The sequence below is a fragment of the Desulfonatronospira thiodismutans ASO3-1 genome (genome assembly GCF_000174435.1).
GTDB lineage: Bacteria > Desulfobacterota > Desulfovibrionia > Desulfovibrionales > Desulfonatronovibrionaceae > Desulfonatronospira > Desulfonatronospira thiodismutans.
Genome location: NZ_ACJN02000001.1, coordinates 500,508 through 514,990 on the forward strand (window position 1 = coordinate 500,508; position 14,483 = coordinate 514,990).

13 protein-coding genes and 2 pseudogenes are annotated in these 14,483 nt (G+C 51.3%); 11 read left to right on the forward strand and 4 right to left on the reverse strand.

The window, feature by feature from the left end; translation table 11 throughout:
- The first annotated feature begins 1 nt into the window (after nt 1).
- From DTHIO_RS02290 to rnc, 4 genes are all read left to right on the forward strand, one after another.
- The gene (locus tag DTHIO_RS02290) at nt 2-460 is read left to right on the forward strand and encodes an HlyD family secretion protein (protein ID WP_008868733.1); all 459 of its coding nucleotides are present in this window, start codon (nt 2-4) and stop codon (nt 458-460) included.
- Nucleotides 461-469: 9 nt separating this feature from the next.
- Entirely contained in the window at nt 470-970 is a 501-nt protein-coding gene (locus tag DTHIO_RS02295; RefSeq protein WP_144311420.1) for a TPM domain-containing protein, read from the forward strand.
- Nucleotides 957-1,415 (forward strand): ribonuclease HI, encoded by a 459-nt coding sequence (gene rnhA / locus DTHIO_RS02300; RefSeq protein WP_008868735.1) that lies wholly within the window; start codon nt 957-959, stop codon nt 1,413-1,415. The genes DTHIO_RS02295 and rnhA overlap by 14 nt, the downstream gene beginning before the upstream one ends.
- 221 nt (nt 1,416-1,636) lie before the next feature.
- A complete protein-coding gene (gene rnc, locus DTHIO_RS02305) occupies nt 1,637-2,335 on the forward strand; it encodes a ribonuclease III (protein WP_008868736.1) in 699 nt (232 codons plus the stop codon).
- A gap of 71 nt (nt 2,336-2,406) precedes the next feature.
- Here rnc and DTHIO_RS22215 read toward each other — a convergent pair.
- Together DTHIO_RS22215 and DTHIO_RS22220 are read right to left on the reverse strand one after the other, a co-directional pair.
- Nucleotides 2,407-2,682: pseudogene (locus DTHIO_RS22215) on the reverse strand (flagellin); the annotation flags it as partial.
- 1,500 nt (nt 2,683-4,182) lie between these two features.
- Nucleotides 4,183-4,797 (reverse strand): annotated as a pseudogene (locus tag DTHIO_RS22220) (flagellin N-terminal helical domain-containing protein); the annotation flags it as partial.
- Between the two features lie 349 nt (nt 4,798-5,146).
- Between DTHIO_RS22220 and DTHIO_RS02315 the strand changes: the two are divergent.
- The 7 genes from DTHIO_RS02315 to DTHIO_RS02350 all read left to right on the forward strand — a co-directional run bounded on the left by DTHIO_RS02315 (nt 5,147) and on the right by DTHIO_RS02350 (nt 12,146).
- Nucleotides 5,147-6,607, forward strand: a complete 1,461-nt coding sequence (locus DTHIO_RS02315) for a sensor domain-containing diguanylate cyclase (RefSeq protein ID WP_008868738.1) — start codon at nt 5,147-5,149, stop codon at nt 6,605-6,607.
- Between the two features lie 519 nt (nt 6,608-7,126).
- Nucleotides 7,127-7,678, forward strand: a complete 552-nt coding sequence (gene amrA / locus DTHIO_RS02320; RefSeq protein ID WP_008868739.1) for an AmmeMemoRadiSam system protein A — start codon at nt 7,127-7,129, stop codon at nt 7,676-7,678.
- 21 nt (nt 7,679-7,699) lie between these two features.
- Complete coding sequence (locus tag DTHIO_RS02325) at nt 7,700-8,158, forward strand: chemotaxis protein CheW (protein WP_008868740.1); 459 nt, start codon at nt 7,700-7,702, stop codon at nt 8,156-8,158.
- A 387-nt stretch (nt 8,159-8,545) separates the two neighbouring features.
- Nucleotides 8,546-9,682: a SpoIIE family protein phosphatase gene (locus DTHIO_RS02335; protein ID WP_008868741.1), complete on the forward strand. Its 1,137-nt coding sequence runs from the start codon at nt 8,546-8,548 to the stop codon at nt 9,680-9,682.
- Nucleotides 9,682-10,131, forward strand: a complete 450-nt coding sequence (locus DTHIO_RS02340; protein WP_008868742.1) for an ATP-binding protein — start codon at nt 9,682-9,684, stop codon at nt 10,129-10,131. Before DTHIO_RS02335 ends, DTHIO_RS02340 begins: the two co-directional genes overlap by 1 nt.
- A gap of 81 nt (nt 10,132-10,212) precedes the next feature.
- Nucleotides 10,213-11,310, forward strand: a complete 1,098-nt coding sequence (locus DTHIO_RS02345) for a protein-glutamate methylesterase/protein-glutamine glutaminase (protein ID WP_008868743.1) — start codon at nt 10,213-10,215, stop codon at nt 11,308-11,310.
- Nucleotides 11,307-12,146 carry a CheR family methyltransferase gene (locus DTHIO_RS02350; protein WP_008868744.1) on the forward strand — a complete coding sequence of 280 codons (840 nt, stop codon included), beginning with the start codon at nt 11,307-11,309 and terminating at the stop codon, nt 12,144-12,146. The genes DTHIO_RS02345 and DTHIO_RS02350 overlap by 4 nt, the downstream gene beginning before the upstream one ends.
- A 457-nt stretch (nt 12,147-12,603) precedes the next feature.
- Here DTHIO_RS02350 and carA read toward each other — a convergent pair whose 3' ends face one another.
- The gene (carA, locus tag DTHIO_RS02355) at nt 12,604-13,725 is read right to left on the reverse strand and encodes a glutamine-hydrolyzing carbamoyl-phosphate synthase small subunit (RefSeq protein ID WP_008868745.1); all 1,122 of its coding nucleotides are present in this window, start codon (nt 13,723-13,725) and stop codon (nt 12,604-12,606) included.
- Complete coding sequence (gene kdsB, locus DTHIO_RS02360) at nt 13,722-14,480, reverse strand: 3-deoxy-manno-octulosonate cytidylyltransferase (protein WP_008868746.1); 759 nt, start codon at nt 14,478-14,480, stop codon at nt 13,722-13,724. Before kdsB ends, carA begins: the two co-directional genes overlap by 4 nt.
- Nucleotides 14,481-14,483: the final 3 nt, after the last annotated feature.

Below are 14,483 nucleotides of genomic sequence, written 5' to 3' on the forward strand. Positions count from 1 at the left end.
GATGCGCAAGGTCTGTCTTCTGGTGCTTCTGCATATCCTGGTGCTGGGAGGGATCTGGCTCTGGCGGTCAGACCCGAATCCGGCGGTGCATCCCGGGGACCCCGCCTGGATCGGCATGACCGGGCAGGATATGCAGAAAAGCTTCAGAGGCGAACTGATGCTTCCAGGACAGCCTCCGGCAGATGTGGAAATAGACGGCCATGCCAGGGTCTCGCTGTGGATATATCTGCCGGAATCAATGCTTGAAAATCTGCGCCGGGACAGCCCTGTCAGCATCAGGCTGCAGGGCGGGGAGGAAGATGTTCTCACCGGGCGTGTATCCGGGGTGGACAGCGATTCTCGAAAGCGGGGCAGTGATACTTATTACCGCGTTCTCCTGGAGCTGGATGCAGAGCCTGGACAGATCAAGGACATGAAGATTATTGAGCCTTACATACATAATGAGCAGGGGACACAGTAAATCATGGGCATGAGCTTCTTTCCCCGTTCGGGCTCCGGCAGCAGAAGGCAGGGCAGCACTTTCAGGGTGTTTCTGCTGGTCCTTCTTTTTGTGGTGGTGGGGCTTCTTTTCTGGAAGAACTACGAGCGTTCCATGGACGTTATCCTGTCCAGCCACGTGGTCCAGGACGAGACTGAGACCCTGTCCCGGGAACAGAAGGATGAACTGTCCTCCTTTGCCAAAGGCCTGCAGGACAGGTTTGGATTCGGGCTTCAGATCAGGGTGTTCGAGCATTTTGTAGAAAAGCCTGAGCCGGATTCCCGGGTGATCTTCATGGGTATCAGCCCTGCCAACCAGGAGGTTGAAATCGTATGGCCCCCGGTCCTTAGAAGGGCTCTGCCCGACGACTTTACCCGGCACCTGGAAGAAGAACATTTTGAAGAATACTGGCAGGGGGACAACTGGCCCAGGGGGCTTTACCAGGCCCTGCAAAGACTGGGAGAGGAGCTTCTGGCCATTGAGCAGGAATAACAATACGCAGGTGGTGGATATTTATACCGACGGGGCCTGCCTGGGCAATCCCGGGCCTGGAGGATATGCCGCAATACTTAAGTGGGGGGACCTGGAAAAGGAGATTTCCCAGGGCACTCCCGGGACCACCAACAACCGCATGGAACTAATGGCCGTGCTGGAGGGCCTGAAGGCCCTGAAATATCCCTGCCGGGTGCGCATTCATACTGATTCCCAGTATATAGCCAGGGCCATAAATGAGAAGTGGCTGGAAAAGTGGCAGAGAAACGGCTGGAAAACAGCCCAGAAAGAAGACGTTAAAAACCGGGACCTGTGGGAAGAACTTGCCGCCCTGCTGCAGGAGCACAAGGTGGAATTCAAATGGGTCCGGGGGCACAGCGGGCATGAATACAACGAGCGCTGCGATAGCCTGGCCCGGCAGGCGGCCCAGGCTGTTGATGATTGATTGTTATATGTTATCTGCTGACAGGGCTTCATACGTAGAGTACAGGACCAGACTGCAAGTAATCTGGAATAATGAAGTGGTCATTATAATAACCACCCCCGGCCCCTCCTTGGCTAAGGAGGGGAGCAGTGCGTGCTGTACGCATTAATTGTCACAAAAGGTGTCTCGGGGACTGTCCCCGGGCCGGTACTCAAGGAGAAATATTGAACCAGGATTTGCATTTGCTGGATGAGCTGCAGGATAAAATCGGCTATAGATACCAGGACCCTGAGCTGCTGGTAAGGGCTCTTACTCACAGCTCCTATGCCAATGAAAGGCATATGGAGCACAATGAAAGGCTGGAGTTTCTGGGGGATGCCGTCCTGGAGTTGTGCATTTCCAATGTACTTTTTTTCAGGTTTCCCCGGGCACCTGAAGGGCATCTTACCCGGCTTCGGGCGGCCCTGGTGAGCGAGCCTACTCTGGCCAGGCTGGCCAGGTCCCTGACCCTGGGCGATTATATTTTTCTGGGCAGGGGAGAGGAGCTGCAGGGAGGCCGGGACAGGGATTCAGTGCTGGCTGATACCCTGGAGGCCATTCTGGGGGCTGTTTACCTGGATTCCGGTTATGACGGGGCCTTTGAGTGCATTGCAGCCCTATTTGAGGATTTCATCCCCGACAGGGTGGAAGCGTTGCCTGTATCCAAGGATTTCAAGAGCAGGCTGCAGGAAAAGACCCAGGGCCTGTTTCGGGCCAGGCCTGTTTATACACTGATTGACAGCTACGGGCCGGAACATGAAAAGATTTACCGGGTCCAGGTGGAGCTGCCGGACGGTACCGGCATCGAGGCCATGGCCGGCAGCGTGAAAAAGGCCGAGCAGAAGGCTGCCAGCAAGGCTCTGGAATACCTGGATTCCGTCAAGACGGCTGATGTCAGGTGACCATGGTTTTCAGGGTGGGGCCGGGGGGTCAAGTCCCGGCCCCCATGTCTTTGGTCGCCTCAGCCGTGTGGTTAGCCCATGAGCTGCATAGCCATCTGGGGCAGGGTGTTGGCCTGGGCCAGCATGGCCGTGGCACCCTGGGAGAGGACCTGGTTGCGCATGAACTGGGTCATTTCATAGGCAACATCTGCATCAGAGATGCGTGATTCCGCAGCCTGCAGGTTCTCAGCCTGGATCTGCAGGTTGGAGATGGTGCTTTCCAGGCGGTTCTGGAAGGCACCCAGGTCGGCGCGGATGCGGTCCTTCTTCTCAATGGCCGCGTCTATTTCCTCCAGGGCGTTCTGGGCGAACATAGTGGGCTTGGTATCGTTTACGTGACTGTCGAACCTCTCTGCATCCTCCTGAATATTGGGTTCACCGATCTGGGCAGATGGGTTATTTATTTCGATATCACCTTCTAAACGTGTTGAGGCGAATATAGTAGCGTCATCACCCTCAATGCCCTCTTCCTGAATTACTATTCCCTTGTGTTCATCGAAAGATGCACCTTGCACATGGTTGTCAAGGTCTATTGATTCAGCCAAAGCCTTCATAACATCATCATGGTCATCTCCTTCCTGCACTATGTATTCATATCTTTCAGTATCTCCGCCTGAAGCTTCGACGTCTATGGCGTATACTGCTCCTTCCCATAGCGGTCCACTATCAATTTTAATTTGCAGTTCATTATCTTCTTCGTTCGAAGTAGTTTTTACAACATCATTACCAGAGCTTAGCTCATAGACCATGATATCACTACTAGCAGCACCATTTATTATTATTTCGTCATCAATATATCTGGCAGAGTAGATGTCTGACTCATTAATGGCTTCAACAAGACCATCAATAACATCACCGCTATTATCATTACCTTCTGTAGTATAAGTAAAAGCTTCTCCGTTTATATTAATATGATATGTTTGACCTGAATCAATATTATATAGCTGATCAGATATACTTGATATTTTACGTTCTTCATATATTAAACTTTCTGAATGATAGAAAGTAATATCGCTATCATCAAATTCTTGCCCCTCAATTTTAATTTCTCCATCTTCCAAATCAATGTAGGTAGCATCCAATCCGGTTTGCTCATTTATATTTTGAGTCAGTCCCTGCATGACATCCTGCAAAGTATCACCTTCACGGGCCACGTATTCCACAGTTTCATTTATGTCTCCACTAACTATTTCAAGGTTATATATCATGCCTACTTCAGGTTCTGGGCCACCAAATTTTAAGGTCGTGTCTCCATTACCACTGCTTACATCCAGGGCAGTGTTACCGCTTCCTTCTACTAGTTCGAAAGCACCCACCTGGCTTGCACCATAAACTACCAAATCTCCATTTTTAACTTCGGCTTCGTAATCATCAGACTGATCTATCAGACTAGCTAATCCCTGCACCACGTCAGAAGCAGTGTCGCCGCTACCAGCCTCATATTCAAAAGTTTCTCCGTCTACAGTGGCGTGGTATACCTTACCACTGCTTACCTCACCGGTAAGTGCACCTGCTAATCCTTCAACGGCACGTTCTTTCCCGTTTAAAAATGAGTAGGCACTACTAATGTTTTCATCAATGTTTTGCCAGTCAGGCTCTTCATTATCGGGGTTTTCGTATTCATCTTGGGCCTGTTCCAACTGATTTATGGCATTTTCAAGGCTATCCTTTAGTTCACTGAATTCTTCAGTTACCTCTTCTTCTTCATAGGCCCTCAATAAATCATCTCGCATTCCTTCAAGGTAGTACTTAATGTCGTCAATTTCTTCCATCAATTCTTCTGGGTTATCAGGTTTTTCACGATTTATCTGTGAGTTAATCGCCTTTAGACTATTTTGGTTTTCAATTAACCTTTCTTCAAGATTACTTTGAAGATAGCTGTTTCCAATATCAAGCCCCCTGGCAGTGGCATCCCCCATATTGACATAGTAAAAGTCCTCTCCGTCATTGTTACGGGGACCAAAGTGTAATTTCATGGGGTTGCCGTCTTCTTCACCCAGGGTGCCGTCCAGGAGTTTTACCTGGTTGAATTCTGTGGCATTGGCAATGCGGTTAATTTCCGCCTTCATCTGCTGGTATTCCTGGTCGATGATTTCACGTTGATCAGTTGTGTAGGTCCCGGTGGCAGCCTGCTCAGCCAGTTCCTTCATGCGGATGAGCTTGTTGTCAATGACTTCCAGGGCACCGTCCGCGGTCTGGATTGCCGAGATGCCGTCATTGGCGTTTCTAACGCCCTGGTTCATGGCGGCAATATCTGCCCGCATGAGTTCCCTGATTGCCAGTCCTGCCGCATCGTCCGCCGCAGTGTCGATCCTGAGTCCTGAGGACAGCCGCCTGGTGGATGTGGCCAGGTCGCCGTAATGGTGGTCCAGATTACGCGCCGCATTCATCGCCATCATATTTGTGTTAATGACCAAAGACATGTTAATACCCTCCTTCGAGTTTTTGGAGGGTCAAAGCAATGGCGGTGCCATATAAAATTAGTTCATTAAAAACAGTATTTTATACTTATGGAAAAAAGATGGGAACGGCTAAACAGGCGAAATGCGGTAAAATCTTCCCAGTGCTGAAGATGAAAGCTTGAAGCTCAAGGCTAAAAGGTAAGATCAAACAGATGATCCGAAGTAACTGTCGGGCATGCTTAGACTGATTTTTCTGGCTTGATCGGTAACTATTCCGAGGGTGCCGGAACCAAGTAAGGTTTCTTGTCTGACAGGATGGCCCTTATTTTGCATTGAAAATCTAAAACAATGTCAAATAAAGGAGCCTGACATGAACGGAAGTCATGCTGTTTTTCATCTGGTGGACATCTCCAGGGATCTGAAGCGGGAAATAGAAGACAACCTCCCCGGTGACACTGCTGTTAATGAGGTGGACGGCTCCGATTCCCTGTCTACAGACGGTGGGAGCCAGTCCAGGATAGACATCCTCTTTTTGAGTCCCGGCAGATGGGAAAAGATGGATCAGGAAATGAGGGAATGGCTGGAAAGCCGTAATCAGCACCTGGTGCTGGTTCTTGAGGATGAGCAGCAGAAACCGGATCAGGAGTACAACGTGTCCGCTTCTTTTCTGGGTTATCTTCGTCGTCCGGTTACCAGAAACGCCTTGAAAAGTATCCGGGACAAGGCCAGGGAAGTTCAGGAGCTTTATACTGACCTGCACCTCATGGCCAAAGAGATTGTCCTTGAGCGCGAGCTTCTCACGCGTAAAAACGCACAGCTGGAATTTTTGAACCGCATTCTGACCAGCACCTCTCAGACCCTGGACCTTAAAGAAATCCTGCACCAGACTTCCAAAGAGTTTGGGACACTGCTTGGGACCACCGGGCTGGCAGCAATCTTCTGGAACTATGACAATGAGGATCTGTTTGCGGAAATATATCTGCCGGAAATCAAGTCCCTTAAAACAAGGCAGAAATGGACCGGGCACCTTATGGAAATAGTTCAGAGGTTTGAAGGCAGTATGCCCAGACATTACCATACAGTGGTCATGGGGGAGGGGGAAAATACCCTGAGCAAGCCTCCCAGTCATGCCCGGCAGATAATGCTTCCCCTGCAGGCCGGGCAGAAGACTTTCGGGGCCATTATCCTGGATGCAAAAGAGATCCTGAACCTGGGTAAAGACCAGGTGACGATAATAAACAGCGCTGCCAGGCACCTGTCCCTGAGTCTCCGCAACGCCCTGGAATACAAAGCGGTCAAGTACGAGGCCGAATTTGATGGGCTGACCTGCATCAACAATCGTCAGCATTTTGACAAGAAACTCAGAAAAGAGCTTAAAAGACACCAGAGGCAGGTGAATTCATTGAGCCTGATTATGCTGGACCTGGATCATTTTAAGACACTAAATGATACCTACGGTCATGTCACCGGAGACATGGTGCTCAGAAAAATCGGGGAAATCCTGGTGGATACCGTCAGGGAAACGGACTTTCCCGCCCGTTACGGTGGAGAAGAGTTCGTCATCCTACTGCCCGAGACCACAGAGGAACAGGCCTGGCTGCTGGGTCAGAGGATCCGCCAGAAAATCGGCCAGACCGAGTTTGAAGTGCAGGGCAAAAAATTCAGCATTACCGCCAGCCTGGGTGTGGCCTCCATAAAGCCCGGCCCTCTGACACCCAAGGATACCCTGGTGGAACAGGCTGATCAGGCGCTTTATCTTTCCAAGTTCAACGGACGCAACATGGTCTGCACCTCGGCAGACGTCTGCATGGACCAGGCTGTTTCCAATTAGAGGTTTGCAGTCAACCACCCCCGGCCCCTCCTTGGCCAAGGAGGGGAGCTATTAAGTGCCTGTAATCCAGAGCGTTCTACGCTCGCTAAGCCTGCCACGCGCTTGGAGTGGTTCAAAAACAGATGTCTGCATGGAGCAGGCTGTTTCCAATTAGAGGCTTTCAATCATTTTGTAATAAGGAAGGGATTTCATATAACCACCCCCGGCCCCTCCTTGGCCAAGGAGGGGAGCTATTAAGTGCCTGTAACCCAGAGCGTTCTACGCTCGCTAAAGCCTGTAACGCGTTTGGAGTGGTTCAAAAGCAGACGTCTGCATGGACCAGGCTGTTTCCAGGTAGAGGCTTGCAATCATTTATAATTTTGACTTTGGTCTTCTTTTTTCGGTAAACTTTCAGGCCCGGCAAAAATCAGTTGTTTACAAAACACAGCAGATGAAGGTATAGGTTTTACCGCTGTCCGGTTTTCCGGGAGTGTAGAAGGTCAAAGTTTCGCAGATTAAAATTTCAAGCCCTTTTTCATCATGTCTTCATCTGTATTCGAAATAAGCACTCAAGAGCAGGAGTACCTCAAAGAACTGGCTTTTTTGAGCATCAAGTCCAGGTTGGAAGGCAGCGAGCCTGATTACCCCCTTCCTCCCAGCGATAAACTCAAGGAAAACCTGGGCGCTTTTGTCACCCTGAAGATACAGGGCAAGCTGCGCGGCTGTATTGGAAATATTGTCGGTGAAGGGCCTTTGTGGAAAACCATCATAAGAATGGCCAGGGAGGCCGCCTTCAACGACCCCAGGTTTCCTGAACTTACCCCCGGGGAACTGGAGCAGGTGGAGCTTGAAATCTCCATTTTGAGCCCACTGGAGCCGGTACCGGACACCACACTCATTGAGCCGGGCAGGCACGGCCTGGTGGTGCGCAAAGGGCCGTACTCCGGGCTTTTGCTGCCCCAGGTGGCCCAGGAATGGGGCTGGGACCGGGAGACTTTTCTGGCTCACACCTGCCGCAAGGCGGGTCTTCACGAGAATTGCCACAAGGACAGGGACGTTGAGATATTCTGGTTTCAGGCGGTGGTCTTTTAGATTGCCGGCAAGGGAGGTGATATGCAGGGAAAAAGCAGCAAAGCTTCAGATAGAAAGGATCCTTTCCAGATATCCTGTTTTTATATCGGCGACGCCATGTGCGGCATCGATATAAACCTGGTGCAGGAAATCAATAAACAGCTTGATTTTACAGTGGTTCCCCATGCCCCGGAGTATGTCATGGGCATAATGAACCTGCGGGGCAAGATCGTCACCATAATCGACCTGAGCAAAAAGCTGGGTTTTTCCTTTTCCAGAATGGGCGATGAGACCAGGATTATCATTGTCGAATCTAAGGACGAATTTATCGGCCTGCTGGTGGACAAGGTCACCGATGTCGTTCTGGCTGACTGGGAAAAGGTTTCCTCGCCCCCGTCCAATATAAAGGGCCTCAAAGGCAAATATTTCCAGGGAGTATACAAGTCCAGGACCAAACTTGTGGCCATACTGGACATCGAGGAAGTATTGAGCAGCGAATAGCTTCCCTGTAACGCATGGACCATGCCCGGGTAACCATTCAGGGGGGCAGGTACCGGCCAGGGGGACAGTCCCCGCGACACTTGTCCTGCACAAATACAGAAATTACAGACGCAAAATTTTTTGAAGCTGCACAATCATTACTTAGCGGGGGACAGTCCCCTGGCCTTGTGCCATTAGTCAGCACCGAGGACCCCCTGAATGGTTACATGCCCGGCAGCGCCGCAGACATTCAAAACCGGATCAGGCCGGATGAACAGCTTGCCGCATCATCCTTTTGTGATCACTGAAGTACCGCTTTTATGTTTTCATGCCCCCAGGCGGGGTTAAGGCATTTTTTGCGGTGACAACAAACTTATGCCCTGAAAAAATTTCTCTGGATTCGTTCTTATGACCAACACCAACACGATCCGCACCCCACTGATTCTCATAGTTGACGATTCCCCGCTGAACAGAAGGATGCTCAGAGTGGTACTGAACAAGGCAGGCTACCGCATTCAGGAGGCCGAGGACGGTCTACAGGCCCGGGAAATGGCCCGGGAGCATCTGCCGGACCTGATTCTGCTGGATGTCATGATGCCCCACGAAGATGGCTTCGATACCTGCATCAAGCTTAAAAAACAATCCTCCACCCAGGACATTCCCATAATTTTCATCTCCGCCCTCAATGATACGGAAAATATCGTCAAGGGTCTTGAGCTGGGCGGGGTGGACTACATCAGCAAGCCCTTCGCCCAGACCGAGGTCATGGCCCGCATCAGGGTGCACCTGGAACTCAAGTTTGCCAAGGAAAGGCTGGTGGAGGCCCAGGTACAGAGGTTTGCCGACCTGAAGCAGGCCCAGGAATCTTTCCTGGTGGAGCCGGACAAGCTGCCCGGGGCCAGATTTTCATATATCTATCAGCCGGTACTGGAGGCTGGAGGAGATTTTCTGGATGTGGTTCAGACCGGTGAAAACATCCATGTTTACGTGGTTGCGGATGTTAGCGGGCATGACCTGGGCACGGCTTACATGACCTCTGCCCTGAAGGTGCTCATAGACCAGAATATAAACCCCTATACCCCCATGCATGAAAGCCTGAAGATGATCAATGCCGTGCTCAACAGGATTCTTCAGCCCACCCAGCACCTGACAGCCAATTTTTTGAAAGTCGACCGCGGACGTAACAAAATGAGCCTTTACAACGCAGGTCATCCCGCCCCGGTCATGGTATCCGGAGAGGGCAGCGAGCCCAGGATACTGGAGGCAGAAGGCGATATACTGGGGCCTTTTGAACAGGTGGAATTCACCCCCCTGGAAAAGGACATCCAGCCCGGAGACCGTGTCTTTCTTTACACTGACGGGCTTGTGGAGTCTTTCGGCGAAAATTTCATGAGCAGGGAACAAGGAATGGATAAACTTCTCCAGGCATGCAGAGAAGCCTCTGATTACCAGCTGCAACCAGCTCTGCAGCATATTTTTTCAGTGTTGCGTCCAGAAAAATCTTTACTGGAGGATGATGCCGTCCTCCTGGCTACGGAGATCTGATGTCTTCAAAATGCAGCGTGGAGGACAATTCTCTAACGTGCTTTTTTCCCGCGGACACAAGCCATGTGGAGAAAGTACTGCAGCAGCTTACCTATATTCCTTTCCTGGCTGACAGAGAAAGAGTCTTTTTTGATCTGTCCCTTGTTTTGCGAGAAGCCCTGAATAACGCCATTGTCCACGGTGCAGACCAGGACCGGAGTATGGAAGTAGAATGCCGGGTCAGCGTGGATTCAGAGGGCATAGACATTGTAGTTGTGAGTCCTGGCCATGGATTTGACTGGGAAAAGTGCCTGGAAAAACAGCTCCCTGAGTGCCCCACCCAGAGCGGCTGGGGGGTTTTTCTCATCCGGGAATATACTGATCATTTAGTTTTCAGGGATCAGGGAAAAAGGCTGGAATGCCGCATCAACCTGGACCGGTACCAGGAAAAAGATAGACAACAATTTTAAGAAAAATCAGCACGCAAAGTATCCGACTTTTTCCTCCGCGGATACTGGTCCGAGAGCAGGGCTGAATAACGGGAGCAGGTTATGAAACTCAAGGTTCTGGTGGTTGACGATACCATTGTCTACCGCAAGATTCTAAGCGATGTTCTGGCAGATTTTCCCAGCGTAGAGGTGGTGGGGACCGCCAGCAACGGAAAAATTGCTCTTAGCCGCATCGAGTCCCTGAAGCCCGATCTCATCACACTGGACGTGGAGATGCCGGTTATGGACGGGGTGCAGACCCTGGAGGAAATCCATAAAATGAAGCTCGGCATCGGGGTCATTATGGTCAGTACGCTGACCAAAAAGGGCAGTGAAATCACCATGAAGGCCCTGGAGCTAGGTGCCTTCGACTTTGTGACCAAGCCGGACTCGGAAAGCAGAGAGGAAAATATCAAGCAGATCCGCGCATCACTGGCTCCGCGGATTAACCATTTTTTGAAGCGTTTTGAGCTTAAGAAGGCCCTGAAAGGGGACCGGGCCCAGAAAAAGGAAGAAAAGCCCAGGGAGCCCAGGGAGCCGCGGCCTGCTCCACCGTCCAGGACACCGGGCCGTTCCACCTACGAAAAGTCGGATATAGTGGCCATAGGAATCTCCACCGGAGGTCCCAATGCCCTGACCAAAATGCTGCCCATGCTGCCTGGAAATCTCGGGGTGCCGGTGGCCATAGTCCAGCATATGCCTCCTCTATTCACCAAATCCCTGGCCGAAAGCCTGAACCAGAAATGCGCCCTGGAGGTCAAAGAGGTTCAGGACGGGGAAACGGTCCGGAAAAATGTTGTCTATATCGCCCCGGGGGGCAAGCAGACCAAGATAGTGGCCGGGGCCAATCAGGCCAGGATCTTCAGGGTGACCGACGATCCGCCGGAAAACAACTGCAAACCCTCAGTGGATTATCTTTTCAGATCCGTGGCCAGGGAATATAAATCCAAAGTTACCGGGGTGATAATGACCGGAATGGGCAATGACGGAACTCTGGGACTCAAGGTCATGAAGTCCTTTGGTGCAGTGACCATGGGCCAGGATGCCGACACCTGCGTGGTTTACGGCATGCCCAAGATAGCCTGGGATGCAGGGGTTGTGGACATGGAATTCCCTTTGGAGAAGATTGCAGCTGAAATAACATCCACTGTCAAAAGATGAAGATCACTCCGGATGAATTAAAGGTCCTGGCCCAGTACATTTATAATGTATCCGGGATTCACCTGGACCAGAGCAAGGCCTATCTGCTGGAATCCAGGCTGAAGCCCCTGATTGCCGAGCATAATCTTTCCAGCTACACGCAATTGTATCACAAGGCCAAGGCTGATGCCAGCAAAACACTGGAAAAGGCCATTATTGATGCAGTCACCACTAAAGAGACACTGTTTTTCAGGGACAGCGGTCCCTTTGAAGTCTTCAAGCACAAGATCCTTCCTGATATTATCGATGCCAGGTCAAAAAGGCTGCACAAGTCCATGCCGGTTAAGCTGCGCATCTGGAGCGCTGCCTGTTCCACCGGGCAGGAAGTCTACAGTATAGCCATCGCCATCAAGGAGACCATCCCGGATCTGAACAAATATCAGGTGAGCATTCTGGGCACGGATATTTCAGACCAGGCCATAGCCCAGGCCAGCTATGGCAAATATAACAAGTTTGAGATAGAGAGGGGGCTTAGCAAAGATAAGCTGCAGAAGTATTTTTCGCCTACAGAGGACGGAAACTGGCGCATCAAGGACGAGGTGCGCATGCTGGCCAATTTCCGCAAGGTAAACCTCATGCAGGCCTTTTCCGGCCTGGGCAGGTTCGACGTGATTTTCTGCCGCAACGTGGCCATCTATTTCAAGCCCGACGACAAGAAAAAGCTGTTTGAACGTCTGGCCGGGGTGCTCCAGCCCGACGGGGCGCTTATCATCGGCTCCACAGAATCCCTTTCCGGAGTGACCAGATCTTTCGTGCCCAAAAGATACCTGCGCTCCATCTATTACCAGCCGGCTTAACACCACAGCGAAACTGTGCCTGCAGCACAGTAATTCTATTTTAGTGTAAAAAACATGTAACTGTTCACCTTAATGATATGAGCTCCAGGGGTCCGGAAATTCGGCAAACAGGACGTAAAAACTCGCTCCAAGGAAGCGTAAATCAAAACCTCTTCAAGTTTTTCAACCAGAAAATCTTCAATTATATTATTTTTTGAATCAAACTTGGTGTTTAACGGTTTTGATTAATCACGCCACAGGCGTGACTACGCGTCGCTCAGATCCCGCACTTACTTTCTGGCAAATCTTGCTTTGAAAGTTGGGCAGACTTAAGAAAGTAAGTGCGGGACCCAGTTTGCCGAACCCCCGGCCCCTGGCGTTTAGTCCGCAGGTGCTTAATAATTACATAAACATTTAACCAAAAAGGATATGAAGTTCATCGAGTCAAGCAAAAAGCCAAGTCTTTTGTGCTGTAGTTTTAAGATTCAGAAATCATTTCCCTGTACCTGGAAAAGAAGTACCGGCTGTCGTGGGGGCCGGATGCTGCTTCAGGGTGGTACTGGATGGCCATGACCGGCCTGTTTTTATGCCTGAACCCTTCCAGGGTGTTGTCGTTTAAGTTGATGTGGGTCTGCTCCAGAAAATCCAGGTGGTCGATATTTACGCAGAAACCGTGATTCTGGGATGAGATTTCAATTTTGCCGGTACTCATATCTTTGACCGGGTGGTTCATGCCGTGATGGCCGAATTTGAGCTTGAAACTCGAAGCCCCCATGGCCAGTCCCAGTAGCTGGTGTCCCAGGCAGATGCCGGCCACGGGAAATTTTTCCAGCAGTCCGGAGATGATCTCAATGCTTTTGGTCATTGCTGCCGGATCACCCGGCCCGTTGGACAGGAAAACGCCGTCCGGAGCGACTTTGACCGCCTCCTGTACCCCGAAATTCCAGGGGACCACCAGAAGTTCCAGTCCCTGGGCCTTGAGCAGTCTTAAAATGTTCCACTTGATGCCATAATCATATACCAGAACCCTGCCTCCGCTGCCAGGCCAGTCATAGCTGCCGTCCTGGTTGAGGTCCGCCTGAATGGGACCCCACTCGGTCCAGGCGAATGGTTTACTGCAGCCTGCCTTTTCAGCCAGATTAAGTCCTTCCATGTGGGGAAGCTGCAGGGCTCTCTGGGCAAGCTTGCCTGGATCGTTTTCAGTGGTGGACATGACCCCGCGCATGGCCCCGTATTTACGGATATGTGTGGTCAGGGCCCTGGTGTCTATGCCCTCCATGCCCATGATCTTCTGACCCCTCAAATAATCAGGCAAAGACTGGGTGGATCTCCAGTTGGAAGGAATCTGGCAGCACTCCCTGGTTATGAATCCGGCGGCCTGGATCTTTTCCGATTCCACATCTTCGGGGTTTATCCCGTAATTGCCCATGAGCGGATAGGTCATGCAGACCATCTGCCCCATGTAGGAAGGATCTGTAAGTATTTCCTGATAGCCGGTCATGCCGGTATTGAATATGACTTCGCCCTCGGCTTCGCCCATTCCGGTAAAAGACCGGCCCTCAAACCAGGTCCCGTCTTCCAGGGCCAGTAAAGCTTTCATGTCTGTCTCTCCTGCAATAGTTGAACTGTTCTGGAAATATCTTCAGGCACGTCCACCCCGTGACAGGCATACCGGGTAACCACCACGTCAATGGGGATGCCGGCCTCCAAAAGCCGCAATTGCTCAAGCTTTTCAGTCTGCTCCAAAAAGCTTTGCTCCATCTGTTGAAACTTCTCCAGGATATCATACCGATATGCATACAGACCGATATGTCCCAGGAAAGGACCTTCTCCGTCATGGGACCAGGGAATGGGGCTGCGGGAGAAATAAAGCGCCCGCCCCCTTTGTGATATTACCACCTTGACCGTATTCGGGCTTTGCGCCTCCTGGAAATCTATCCTCCTGGCCGGGGTGGTCACGCAGACCCCGGTTGCTGATACAAAAGGCTCAAGGAGTTGGTCAAGTATTTTCGGTTCCAGGGCCGGTTCATCCCCCTGGATGTTCACCACCACGCTCTGTCGGGCCAGGCCCAGCTGCCGGGCGGCCTCCATGATGCGGTCGGTACCGCTGTGGTGCTCCGGGGAGGTCATGAGTGCAGGTACCCTTAGTTCTCCGGCTGCCTGGTAAATCCTTTCGTCGTCTGTTGCCAGGTAGACACGGTGCAGAAGTCTGCATTGCACCGCCTGCTGGTAAACATGCCAGAACATGGGCTTGCCCAGGATGTCCGCCAGAGGTTTGCCCGGAAACCTGGTAGAGGAGTACCTGGCCGGGATGATTCCGGTAAAGACTAAAGAGTTATTATCTCTGTGCCTCAAACC